This is a genomic window from Rhizobium sp. NZLR1 (genome assembly GCF_017357385.1).
Classification (GTDB): Bacteria; Pseudomonadota; Alphaproteobacteria; order Rhizobiales; family Rhizobiaceae; genus Rhizobium.
The window spans coordinates 3,960,509-3,973,004 of record NZ_CP071632.1; the positions used below are offsets into that span (position 1 = coordinate 3,960,509).

Here is a 12,496-nt window from a genome sequence, read left to right on the forward strand (position 1 = left end):
ACGATCCTTACACGGGAAATGGCATCACAAATGTGAAAGGAATCCCATGCTCTCTTCGGTCCATCTGCTGCAGCCTCATCTGCTGAGCCTGCTGCGCATCGTCTCGTCACTTGTACTTTTCAGCTACGGAACGCAGAAGATTTTGCATTTTCCGGTTGCGGCAAGCGTGCCGGCCGCGGGCTCGCTCTCCTGGATTGCCGGGCTTATCGAACTCACCCTCGGCTTCCTGGTCCTGGTGGGATTCCAGACCCGTATCGCAGCCTTCGTGCTCTCCGGCCTGATGGCCTTCGCTTATTTCATCGGGCATGCGCCGAAAGGCATCTACCCCGCGCAGAACGGCGGCGTCGCGGCAATCCTGTTCTGCTTCGTGTTTCTATATCTGGTGGCGGCAGGCGCAGGACCGTTGAGCGTGGACAACCTGCTGAAGCGTGGCCGCACGGCCGCAGCCTAATCACCATAAACAAAAACGCCGAGGCGACTTTGAGCTCGCCTCGGCGTTTTTCATTGGGCGACGCGGATCGGCAGATTCAGACCTTGACCCATGCGCCGTTTTTCTTGGAAGAGGCGACGCAAGCCTCGACAAAGGCCACACCCTTCACACCGTCATCGACAGTAGGGTAGACCACTGCCTTGTCGACGGCCTTGCCCTTCTTGCGGGCATTGATCGCATGCGCGGCTTCGGTATAGATCGTCGCGAAGGCTTCGAGATAACCCTCCGGATGTCCAGACGGCACGCGCGAGACGCGGCCGGCAGCCGCGCCCGAACCGGCGCCGCCCCGGGTGATCAGCCGCTTCGGTTCGCCGAACGGTGTGTACCAGAGGTAGTTCGGGTCCTTCTGAGTCCATTCCAGCCCGCCCTTGGAACCGTAGACGCGGACCATCAGGCCGTTTTCATGGCCGGGCGCCACCTGGCTGCACCAGAGCATGCCCTTGGCCGGCTTCTCCGAGCCCTTGGCCTTGAAGCGCAGCATCACATGGGCGTTGTCATCAAGCCGGCGGCCGGGAACGAAACTGTCGAGATCGGCAGCGAGACTGTCGAGCTCCAGGCCTGACATGAAGGCGGCGAGATTATAGGCATGCGTGCCGATATCGCCTGTGGAGCCGCCGACGCCGGATTGTGCCGGATCGGTACGCCAGGCGGCCTGCTTCTGGCCGGTCTGCTCGACCGCCTCAGTCAGCCAGTCCTGCGGATATTCGGCCTGGACGACACGGATATCGCCGAGTTCGCCGTTCGCGATCATCTCGCGCGCCTGGCGGACCATCGGATAACCGGTGTAATTATGCGTGAGCACGAAGAGCGCGCCGCTCTCGTCGGCAATCTTCTTCAGCTTCTTCGCGTCAGCAAGGTTCGATGTCAGCGGCTTGTCGCAGATGACATGGATGCCGCGCTTCAGGAATTCCTTGGCGGCGTCGTAATGTACATGGTTCGGCGTGACGATCGCCACCGCCTCGATGCCGTTCTTCAGCTTTGCCTCGCGGATCGCCATCTCGCGGTAGCTGGAATAGGTCCGCGACGGATCGAGGCCGAGATCGCGGCCTGACTGAACCGCCTTTTCAGGCGTCGACGACAGCGCGCCGGCGATAAGATCGTACTGATCGTCGATGCGTGCCGCGATCCGGTGCACCGCACCGATAAACGCGCCGGCGCCGCCGCCGACCATGCCGAGGCGGATCCGCGGCTCGCGGGTCTGTTCCGATGATGCTTCGATTGCCATTCTGTCCTCCTGAAATTTAAAACTTGGTGCGGATGCGCCCCTCATCCGGCTGCCGCCACCTTCTCCCCGCAGGCGGGGAGAAGGACGATGCCGCTATGTCCCTCGCCACTCTCTACCGTTTGATGTGGGCAGGTCCCCTCTCCCCGTCAGAACGGGGAGAGGGTTAGGGTGAGGGGCAGCCTCGCAGCACGCCCTATGTCTTAGAGCCCCAGCATGCGCCGGTTCGCCGCCTGGTCGGTGCCGCTGCCGGCAAAATCGTCGAAGGCCTTTTCGGTGACGCGGATGATATGGGCGGCCACGAATTCGGCCCCTTCGCGGGCGCCGTCCTCCGGATGTTTCAGCGCGCATTCCCATTCGACCACGGCCCAGCCGTCGAAATTATTGGCCGTCATCTTCGAGAACACCGCGCCGAAATCGACCTGGCCGTCGCCGAGCGAGCGGAAGCGGCCGGCCCGTTCCACCCAGCCCTGATAGCCGCCATAGACGCCCTGGCGGCCGGTCGGATTGAACTCCGCATCCTTGACGTGGAACATCTTGATGCGGTCTTTGTAGATGTCGATATTGTCGAGATAATCGAGGCACTGCAGGACGTAGTGCGAGGGATCGTAGAGCATGTTGGCGCGCGGATGGTTCTTCACCCGCTCCAGGAACATCTCGAAGGTGATACCATCGTGCAGATCCTCGCCCGGATGGATCTCGTAGCAGACGTCGATACCGTTCTCATCCGCATGGTCGAGGATCGGCGTCCAGCGGCGGGCGAGTTCGTCGAAGGCGGTCTCTACCAGGCCGGCAGGACGCTGCGGCCAGGGATAGATGAACGGCCAGGCGAGCGCGCCAGAGAAGGTCGCATGCGCCTTGAGGCCGAGGTTTTTCGAGGCCGTCAGCGCCATCTTGACCTGCTCGACCGCCCATTCCTGGCGCGCCTTCGGATTGCCCCGCACCTCGGGTGCGGCAAATCCGTCGAAGGCTTCTTCATAGGCTGGGTGAACGGCGACGAGCTGGCCTTGCAGGTGGGTGGAGAGTTCGGTGATCTCGATGCCGTTTTCGCGGGCCTTGCCGGCGAATTCGTCGCAATAATCTTTGGACGTGGCGGCCTTCTTCAGATCGATCAGCTGGCTTGCCCAGGTCGGCACCTGGACGCCCTTGTAACCGATGTCGGCCGCCCATTTGGTAATCGCGTCCCACGAGTTGAAAGGAGCGGTATCGCCCGCGAACTGGCCAAGGAATAGGCCGGGGCCTTTGATCGTCTTCATGTCAGATTCCTCCCTGAATATCGACCGTAAACGTTTCTGAAGTGTTGTAGCACGCAATTTGGCGGGCGCAAGGCGCCTCCTTACCTTACAGCGCCGCGCGTCTGAAAAGACGCGCAAAGGACGCTGTAACACTTAGGATCGCTGCATAATTTTATCCTTAAATCGATTCCGATTTAAGGAATTATGCAGTAGCCAGCGGATTTGGCGCGAGGCCGGAAGCGAATGGCGCGAGCTAATCACGGTGGGCTTTGGCGGACAAGAGGTACGTGCAGCATTTTCGGCTGTACCCTGGATCGACGCATTAAAAATGCGCCCATCCTTTCGAATGGGCGCATGTCTCCAGTCGATGGATCAGAACGGAGAATCCGGGAAGTAGAAGTCCTTGGCATTGTCCTTGGTGACGAGCGTCGCGTCGAGGATGTAGCTGCCGTGAACCGGGACCTGATCGTAGAGTGCCGCCGCCGTCAGCTCCATTGCCGTGCCGACCATTGCCGGCGGATAGAGGACGTCGACCGGGATCAGCTTGTCGCCGTCCATGACCTTCTTCACCATGTCCTTGGAGCCAGCGCCTGCGACGACGTATTTGATGTCGGTACGCTTGGCCTGCTCGATTGCCTGCAGAACGCCGACGGCCATGTCGTCGTCCTGGCACCATACGACGTCGATCTTCTGGTACTTGGTCAAGTAGTCCTGCATGACCTTGAAGGCATCGTCGCGGTTCCAGTTGCCGTACTGGCGGTCGAGAACCTTGACGTTCGAGCCGGCAATGCCCTTGTCGAAGCCGTCCTGGCGCTGCTGGTCGATCGGGATCGGCAGACCGCGGATGACGACGACCTGCGCATCAGGCGTGGTGTCCTTGATGTACTTGCCGGCGACTTCGCCGAGAGCCGGATTATTGCCGGCGACATAGAGGTCGCGCACGGAGTTGTCGTTGCTTGACGGCGCGCGGTCGACGAGGGCGACGAACTTGCCCTTGCCCTTGACTTCCTTGATGGCATTGACGAGCGGATCCGGATCCGACGGCAGGATGACGAGGGCGTCGATGCCCTGTGTATCGAGATCCTGCACGGCGTTTGCCTGGCTGGCAGCGTCCGGCGAGGTCTTGACGATGACGTTGAGACCGGGATGTTCGGCCATCAACAACTTGGCGGCGCGCTCGGCATGAAACACCACGCCCGACGTCCAGCCATGGTCGGCGGCCGGAATGGAGACGCCGATGGTGAATTTCTTGTCCTCGGCGTGAGCGGCGCCGGCGAACGTCACCGCCGCAACCGCCAGGCCCAACATCAATCTATGCATGCTATTTCCTCCCAATAATTTCAGGGACTTTTCCATATCGGGACCGGACGCCCTGAAGCCCGGTCAATTGCAAGCCCCGGTCAATGCAAACCTGATTATTTCATGATTTGCGCACCAGCGAGCGCTGGACGAACATGGCGATGATGATGATCGCACCCTGGATGGCGCCGATCAGATACTCGCTGATGAAGTTCGAAAGCAGCATGATATTGCCGACGAGTTCGAGAATGAAGGCGCCGCAGATCGTCCCCCAGACCCTGCCGGCGCCGCCCTTCAGCGCCGTGCCGCCGACGACGACGGCCGTGATCGCCTGGAGCTCCCACAGGATGCCCGTTGTTGCCGACGTCGAGCCGAGACGGGGAACATAGAGCAACACGGCAATGGCGACGCACAGGCCCTGGATGACGAAGGCAATCGTCCTGACGCGATTGACCGCGATGCCGGAATAGCGGGCAACATCGCTGTTTGATCCCACAGCAACAACGTGGCGGCCATAACGTGTGCGATAGAGGATAAAGGCGGCAACCGCCGTCACTGCCAGGATCACCACGATCGGCACCGGCACACCGGCGATAGTGCCGAAATAAGCAGGACGATAGAGCGTCTGGATATCGGCGGAGCGAAGAGTGATTGCGCCGCCCTGCGACAGCCATGTCGTCAGGCCGCGATAGATGCCCATCGTGCCAAGCGTTGCGATGAAGGGCTCGATCTTGCCCACCGTCGTGATCAGGCCGTTCGCCAGGCCGCAAAGCGCGCCGGCGACGATCGTGAAGACGGCCGCGACCGTCAGCATCAGGACCGGGTTTTCGATGGCGCCCGAATTCATCAGCAGGATCATCAGGCTGGCGACGAAGGCCACCATCGAGCCGACCGACAGGTCGAGATCGCCTGCTGAGATCACGAAGGTCGCGCCGACCGCAATGATGGCAATGAAGGCGCTGCGCGTTGCGACATTGGCAAGGTTGGTGATGCCGATGAAATTGGGATTGACCAGGGCCCCGACGATCAGGAGCAGTGCCAGGGCGACGAAAGGCGCGACCGCACGCAGATCGACATCCCGCCAGGATCGGCGCCGGATTTCCCTGGTCTCCTCGTTGACACTCATTTCCAAAACCAACCTCCCGTCCCATACCTGCTGGGCGTCTTGTCTGTGATCGGCGTCGTCGCGACGACGCTTCGTGTTCGGCTTAGGCAGCCGCCTTCTTTTTAAGCCCGGCGGCGTAACGCATGATCTCCTGCTCGGAAATCTCATCGCCCTCGAGCACGCCGACGATATGTCCTTCACGCATCACCACCACCCGCGTGCAGAGGCCAATGACCTCCGGCATCTCCGACGAGACGACGATGATCGAACGGCCGTCCCGGGCCAGCGCCGAGATGAAATGATAGATCTGCTGTTTGGTGCCGACATCGATGCCGCGCGTCGGCTCGTCGATGATGATGATGTCGGGCTCGGTCTCCATGACCTTGGCCAGCAGCAGTTTCTGCTGGTTTCCACCCGACATCCGGCCGGCGACGATATTGCCGTCGCGCACCCTGATGTCGAAACGGCGCTTGGCCTTCGCCAGAGCACCCGCTTCGCTGCCCGGGCTGAGATAGCCTCGGCGAGAATGCCTTCCGAGCGATTGCAGGGTCAAATTGGTCATCATGCCGGAGCGCAGCAGCAGGCCCTTCGACTTGCGGTCCTTGGTCATGTAGGCGAGCCCGCAGCGATTGGCGGCATGGACATCGCCGGAGGGAACCGCTTCCCCCTTGATGACCACCTCACCCTCGAGACGGGTCCGCAACCCGGCGATCGCTTCCATCAGCTCGGTGCGGCCGGAGCCGATCATACCGGAAAAGCCGATTATCTCGCCCTTGCGCACCTCGAAGCTCGCATCCCTCACATAGCCCGTCGACACCGAAGCGACACTGAGGACGACCTCCTCGTCGACATCAGGTTCCACTTTGGCGGGATAAAGGCTCGAAAGTTCGCGGCCAACCATCAGCTGCGCGATCGATTCCCCGTCCAGAATCGACGTCGGCGACGTCTTGATCCACTGGCCGTCGCGTAGCACGGTGACACGATCAGTCAACTCCATCACTTCGTCGAGCTTGTGCGACACGAAGACGAAGCTCGTACCCTGGTCACGCAGCTTGCGAACCTGCTTGAAGAGCATATTGGTCTCTTCCCGCGACAGCACCGCGGTCGGCTCGTCCATGAACACGACCCGCGCGTCGCGGCTGATTGCCTTGGCGATTTCGACCATCTGCTTGTCGGCGATGGAAAGCGTGCTGATCTGCGCATTCTCATCGACATGCGAACCGAGCACATCGAGAACTTTGCGTGTCTCCGACCTCATATATTTGCGGTCGAGCACGCCGAAGCGCGTGACTTCGCGCCCGAGAAAGAGGCTTTCCGTCACGGTCAGATGTTCGGCGAGGTTGAATTCCTGGTGAATGATGACGATGCCAAGCGCCTCGGCAGCGCCGTTGGGCGGCAGGACGACAGGCTTGCCGTCGAGCAGGATTTCGCCGGAACTCGGCTGTTCGAAACCGGACAATACCTTGACAAGCGTGGATTTGCCGGCGCCATTTTCACCCATCAGCGCATGGATTTCGCCGGCGCGGAGATCGAAATTCACGCTGAAGAGGACCTGCACCCCACTGAAGGATTTGCATATGCGCCTAGCGGACAGCACCACGGGTGCAGTGTCGGCAGTCTCCACGGTCATCAGATCCTCCCCAAGCGGTTCTCCGGCCGCTAAGGACCTTATGTAAACCTTTACATACATCGTGTAAAGGTTTACATCGTTGATTTACACAGATCAGTTGAAGCCTGCCTTTGACCTCCCGACAAGTCTGTGTAGTGTCGCGGCGAAGACAGCCCAAGGCAGAGCCCAGTGTCGAATTCCACGCCCGCAACAATCGAAGACGTCGCCCGGATCGCCGAGGTCTCCATCGCGACGGTGTCCCGGGCAATCCATATGCCGGAGAAGGTCGCCAATTCCACCCGCCTCAAGGTCAACCAGGCGATCGCGATCACCGGTTACACCACCAATGCCATGGCGCGCAGCCTGAGGCTCGGCCGCTCCAACATGATTCTCGTCGTGGCGCCCGATATCGGCGACCCCAATTTCTCCAACATTCTCGTCGGGTTGGAAAACGAGGCGCGCGCGCACGGCTACGGCATCCTGATCGGCCACACGCAGAACGACGCCCAGCGCGGGCTCGAATATCTGAAATTCTTGAATTCCAACCAGGCAGCCGGGCTTATCCTGTTTACCGGCATCCTGCCCTTCGGGCATCAGACGATGACTGCGCGGCTGCCGCCGAGCGTCGGCGTTTTCGAGCCTGTCTTCAACGGCGGCATTCCCTATGTCGGCGTCGACGATACCGAGGGCGCCAGGAAAGCGGTGGACCTGCTGCTGGCCGAAGGGCATCGAAAGATCGCCTTCATCGGCGATTCGCGCACCCGGCTTGCCTATACCAGACGCCGCATGGGCTATGATGCCGGCCTCGACGCCGCCGGCGTCCCGCCCGACTTGCGGATCGTGCTCGAAGGCGATGGCACGATCGAGAGCGGGCGGCATGCGGTCGAACAGCTTTTCATGCGCGACACGCTTCCGACCGCCTTCATGTGCGTCAACGACCAGACCGCGATCGGCGTCATGATCGGGCTCGGCGCGCGAGGCTACGACATTCCGGGGGATTTCTCGGTGACCGGTTTCGACGACGTGCCGCAGGCCGTCTTCATATCCCCGCCGCTGACTACGATCCGCCAACCGAGAACGGCGATCGGAAAACAGGCGATGGCGCTGCTGCTCGAACTCCTGTCCGATGGCCGGCCGACCGAAACGGAAATCCTGCTCCGGCCGGATCTGGTGGTTCGAAACTCCGTCTCTGCGCCGTCGCGCAACTGGTCGAAGCGTTGAGCCGATAGAGATAGAGGCTGAGGACATAGCGCCCGCAGCCGTTCAGAAAGGGTTGCGCCGACGACCGCTGGCCGCCGCCGGCGCGCTTGATCAGACGTAACGATTGACGACGTTCTCGAGCAGTTCCTGCTTGCCGGATCTCGGCTGCGGATTGACGTCCTTGGTCTCGACCCAAGTCGTGATCTCATCCAGCGAATACTCGCCGCGGAAGAGCTTCTGCGCCTCGGCGGATTCCCAGCCGGCATAACGATCGGCGAGCGGCTGCGACAGAGCCTTGTCCTCGATCATCCTGGCAGCGGCCTTCAGGCCGCGGGCGCAGCAATCCATTCCGCCAATGTGACCGATCAGCAGATCCGCCGGCTCGAGAGACTGGCGGCGCAGCTTCGAGTCGAAATTGGTGCCGCCGGTTTTGAAGCCCCCGCCTGCCAGAACGTGATAGTAAGCGAGCGCCATTTCGGGAACATTGTTCGGGAACTGGTCGGTATCCCAGCCAGATTGGTAGTCGTTGCGGTTCATGTCGATCGAGCCGAAGATGCCGAGCGCATTGGCAAGCGCCAGTTCGTGCTCGAAGGAGTGGCCGGCGAGGATCGCGTGGCCCTGCTCGATATTGAGTTTCACCTCGTTTTCAAGTCCGTGCTTCTTGAGGAAGCCATAGACGGTCGCAACGTCGTAATCGTACTGGTGCTTGGTCGGCTCCTGGGGCTTCGGCTCGATCAGGATCGTGCCCTTGTAGCCGATCTTGTGCTTGTATTCGACGACGAGGTTGAGGAAGCGTCCGAGTTGGTCGAGCTCACGTTTGAGATCGGTGTTGAGCAGCGTCTCGTAGCCTTCGCGGCCGCCCCAGAGCACGTAGTTCTCGCCGCCCAGCTTCTGCGTCGCGTCGATGCAGGTCTTGACCGTCGCGGCGGCGAAAGCAAAAACGTCAGGATCCGGGTTGGTCGCCGCACCGGACATGTAGCGGCGGTTGGAGAACAGGTTTGCCGTGCCCCAGAGCAGCTTGGTGCCGGTTGCGGCCTGCTTCTCGGCGAAGTAGTCGACGATCTCATTGAGGTTTTTGGTGTTCTCGGCGAAATTCTTGCCCTCCGGACGCACGTCGGCGTCATGGAAGCAGTAATAGGGCGAGCCGAGCAGCGAGAAGAATTCGAAGGCGACGTCGGCCTTGAGCTTGGCGGCCTTCATCGTGTCCTCGAACCAGGGGCGCAGGAAGGTCTGGCCACCGAAGGGGTCGCCGCCCGGCCAGGTGAAGGTGTGCCAATAGGCCACGGCAAAGCGCAGGTGGTCTTCCATGCGCTTGCCCATGACGATCTCGTCCGGCTGGTAATGGCGGAAGGCCAGCGGATTGGTGCTGTCGGGGCCTTCGTATTTTATTTTCTGGATATCGCCGAAAAATCCGGTGCTCATCTTGGGTCTCCTTGGGTCGGTAGTTCAGTCTTATCGTCTGTGCCATCCAGCCCCTTCATCCGACCTTCGGGCCACCTTCTCCCCGAGGGGAGAAGAGGAACGGAGGCACCGCTGCGAGTCTCTTCTCCCCTCCGGGGTCCGAAGGACGGGCGAGACCCGCGGCTCGACCAGGCAAAGGTGCCGGCCGGCGGATGAGGGGGCCGCTGGCTCCAGTTCTCAATGCGCCAGCGATTTTATCGCCGGATAGAGTGCGCGGTAGCGCTTGTAGGCATCCTCATAAGTGCCGCTCAGTGCAGACACCGGCTCGATCGTGCCCGATGTCACCGGCGGCGTGCAGACGGCAATCGGATCTGCCCCGGTTGCCGCGATAAGACCGAGGCGGGCGGCGCCGAAGGCCGCGCCAAAATCGCCATCGGCCGGCAGGTCGACCGGAACGCCGAGCGCGGTCGCGATCGACGCCAGCCAGTAACGCGAGCGCGAACCGCCGCCGATTGCCGTGACGCGGGATATGCCGGTGCCGGCCGAGCGCAGCGCTTCGAGATTATCGCGGATGGCAAAGGCAACACCCTCGAGCACCGCCTGGGTCAGCACGACACGGCTGCTTTCATGTTCGAGGCCGATGAAGGCGCCGCGGATGACGGCATCATTGTGCGGCGTGCGCTCACCGGAGAGATAGGGGAGAAAGCTGACGCCGGTCGGCGCCTTCAGCGTCTCGCCGAGTTCTCCGGTCAGGTCGGCGGCCGATTTGCCGGTGACCCCGGAATGCCAGTTAAGCGCATCGGTGGCCGACAGGATGACGCCCATCTGGTGCCAGGTGTTCGGCAGCGCGTGGCAGAAGGCATGCACGGCGCTTTCCGGCTTCGGCAGATAGGAGCCGTTGGCGGCAAAAAGCACGCCCGACGTGCCGAGCGAGACGAAGGCGGCGCCGTCGCTGACCGTGCCCATGCCGCAGGCCGAGGCTGCATTGTCGCCCGCGCCGCCGGCAACGACGGCATCGCCGGAAATGCCCCATTGCGTAGCAAGTTCCGCCCGCAGCTTGCCGGCCTGCTCGGTGCCTTCGACGAGTGCCGGCATCTGCTCCTTGGAAAGATTGGTGGCAGCCAGCAGTTCGGACGACCAGGCCCGCTTGCCGGTATCAAGCCAGGAAGTGCCGGCCGAATCCGACATTTCGGAGATATATTCGCCGGTCAGCCAAAGACGCAGATAATCCTTCGGCAGCAGCACCTTGGCGATCCTGGCAAAGACATCGGGCTCATGCTTCTCGACCCAGGCGAGCTTCGGCGCCGTAAAGCCAGGAAAGACGATATTGCCGGTAAGCGCGCGGAAGCGCGGATCGGCATCGAGGGCCGCAGCCTCGACGTGGCTGCGCGTGTCGTTCCAGAGAATGCAGGGACGCAGCACCTTGTCGGTGGCATCGATGAGCGTCGCGCCGTGCATCTGGCCGGAAAGGCCGATGCCCTTGACTGCAGCCAGCTCCTTCGGATGTTTCGCCTTGAGGCCGGCGACGGCCTCCTCCGTCGCACGCACCCAGTGGGCCGGCTCCTGCTCCGACCAGCCAGAATGCGGACGCGAGACGTCGAGCGCACCATTGGCCGAGCCGACGATCTTCTGATCGCCGTCGATCAGCATCGCCTTGACGCCGGAGGTTCCGAGATCGAGACCGAGATACATGGGGTATTCTCCTTTGCCGTTACGGCAGATTGTCTTTCAGAAATATGTCGAGGCGGATGCGCTCTTGCGCTTCGATGACGGCAAGCCCGTCCGCCTTGGCTTTCAATACACGGATGGCGCTACGCACTTCATGGCCGGCGTCCTGGTTGAGGATCGCATCGATCGTATTGTCGACGAGTGCTGCGCGCGTATGGGCGGTGAGCTCGTGGGCGATGACCGTCAGCGTCCGGCCGACGGCCTTCTCCTTCAACGCCCGGATCAGGCCGCGATTGCCGGCGCCTAGGCTGTAGACGCCGATGATATCGGCATTCCCGAGCGCGTCGGCAACGAGCCTATGGGCGACCTCGGGGTCGTCGCGGCCTTCGAGAACCGGCAGGATCGCAAGATGCGGAAACTCCGCAGCCATGACTGCGGCAAAGCCCTCCAGCCGCTCGCGATGGTCGCGCACCAGCATGGAGCCGGCGAGCACGGCGATCTCGCCCTTTCGCGATCCGAGAAATCGCCCGAGCAAGCGGGCCGCTGTACGGCCGGCCGCGATATTGTCGACGCCGGCATAATGATGGCGCAGCGATCCGGTGAGATCGGAAACCAGGGTGACGATGGGAAAGCGCTCGCGCACCAGCCTGTCGACGGTGGCGCGCACGTCAGGTGCATCGGTCGCGACCATCGCGATGCCGCAAGGCCTCTCCCGGGAAAGCTCTTCGAGCACGGAGACAAGGGCTGCCGGATCGAAAGCCGGCACCTCGATGGTGCGGATATCGGTACGCTCGGCCGGCGAGCGAAGCACCGCCTGCCGGATCTCGGCATTGAGCCCGTGCATGAAGGAATTGTCGCTGGCCGGAAGGATGAACACCAGTGGATAGGTACGTCCCTTGGCGAGATTGGCGGCGGCGACGTCTCTGATATAACCGAGCTCACGGATCGCCGTTTCGACCTTCTCCCGCGTGACGTGACGCACACCTGGGCGCTGGTTGAGAACCCGGTCGACAGTCGCAAGACTGACACCGGCGGCAGCGGCGATATCGTGAACTGTAGGCCTCATCATTCCTCCTGACGAGACCATTAGCGCCAAATTTGATGTACGTAAATCAAAAAATCGAACAGGCCGGTTCCCTTATCGATTTTCCGGTATTGATATCTGCTTCGGACTGATCCCGCCAGCGATCATCCGCCCGATGGCATAGAGGTCGGAAACCGGCAAACAAAAAGGCCCTCCGGAGAGGGCCTTTCAAGGGGCGGCAGG

The 12,496-nt window shown here is 61.7% G+C and carries 10 protein-coding genes; 2 read left to right on the forward strand and 8 right to left on the reverse strand.

Annotated features, from left to right (window positions below):
* The first annotated feature begins 46 nt into the window (after positions 1-46).
* On the forward strand, positions 47-451 hold the full coding sequence (locus J3O30_RS19500) for a DoxX family protein (protein WP_207581840.1): 405 nt from the start codon (positions 47-49) through the stop codon (positions 449-451).
* 76 nt (positions 452-527) lie between these two features.
* Here J3O30_RS19500 and J3O30_RS19505 read toward each other — a convergent pair whose 3' ends face one another.
* The 5 genes from J3O30_RS19505 to J3O30_RS19525 form a co-directional block, all read right to left on the reverse strand.
* Positions 528-1,715 (reverse strand): Gfo/Idh/MocA family oxidoreductase, encoded by a 1,188-nt coding sequence (locus J3O30_RS19505; protein ID WP_207581841.1) that lies wholly within the window; start codon positions 1,713-1,715, stop codon positions 528-530.
* 200 nt (positions 1,716-1,915) lie between these two features.
* Positions 1,916-2,968, reverse strand: a complete 1,053-nt coding sequence (locus tag J3O30_RS19510; RefSeq protein ID WP_207581842.1) for a sugar phosphate isomerase/epimerase — start codon at positions 2,966-2,968, stop codon at positions 1,916-1,918.
* 351 nt (positions 2,969-3,319) lie between these two features.
* A complete protein-coding gene (locus J3O30_RS19515) occupies positions 3,320-4,267 on the reverse strand; it encodes a substrate-binding domain-containing protein (protein WP_207581843.1) in 948 nt (315 codons plus the stop codon).
* A gap of 100 nt (positions 4,268-4,367) precedes the next feature.
* On the reverse strand, positions 4,368-5,372 hold the full coding sequence (locus tag J3O30_RS19520) for an ABC transporter permease (RefSeq protein ID WP_207581844.1): 1,005 nt from the start codon (positions 5,370-5,372) through the stop codon (positions 4,368-4,370).
* Positions 5,373-5,454: 82 nt separating this feature from the next.
* On the reverse strand, positions 5,455-6,981 hold the full coding sequence (locus J3O30_RS19525) for a sugar ABC transporter ATP-binding protein (protein WP_207581845.1): 1,527 nt from the start codon (positions 6,979-6,981) through the stop codon (positions 5,455-5,457).
* A gap of 168 nt (positions 6,982-7,149) precedes the next feature.
* Between J3O30_RS19525 and J3O30_RS19530 the strand changes: the two genes are divergently transcribed.
* A complete protein-coding gene (locus J3O30_RS19530) occupies positions 7,150-8,181 on the forward strand; it encodes a LacI family DNA-binding transcriptional regulator (RefSeq protein WP_207581846.1) in 1,032 nt (343 codons plus the stop codon).
* 90 nt (positions 8,182-8,271) lie between these two features.
* On the opposite strand, the gene xylA is transcribed toward J3O30_RS19530, so the two are convergent.
* From xylA to J3O30_RS19545, 3 genes are all read right to left on the reverse strand, one after another.
* Entirely contained in the window at positions 8,272-9,582 is a 1,311-nt protein-coding gene (xylA, locus tag J3O30_RS19535) for a xylose isomerase (RefSeq protein ID WP_207581847.1), read from the reverse strand.
* Positions 9,583-9,798: 216 nt separating this feature from the next.
* Positions 9,799-11,253 (reverse strand): xylulokinase, encoded by a 1,455-nt coding sequence (gene xylB / locus J3O30_RS19540; protein ID WP_207581848.1) that lies wholly within the window; start codon positions 11,251-11,253, stop codon positions 9,799-9,801.
* A 19-nt stretch (positions 11,254-11,272) separates the two neighbouring features.
* Entirely contained in the window at positions 11,273-12,295 is a 1,023-nt protein-coding gene (locus J3O30_RS19545) for a LacI family DNA-binding transcriptional regulator (protein WP_207581849.1), read from the reverse strand.
* Between the last annotated feature and the right edge of the window lie 201 nt (positions 12,296-12,496).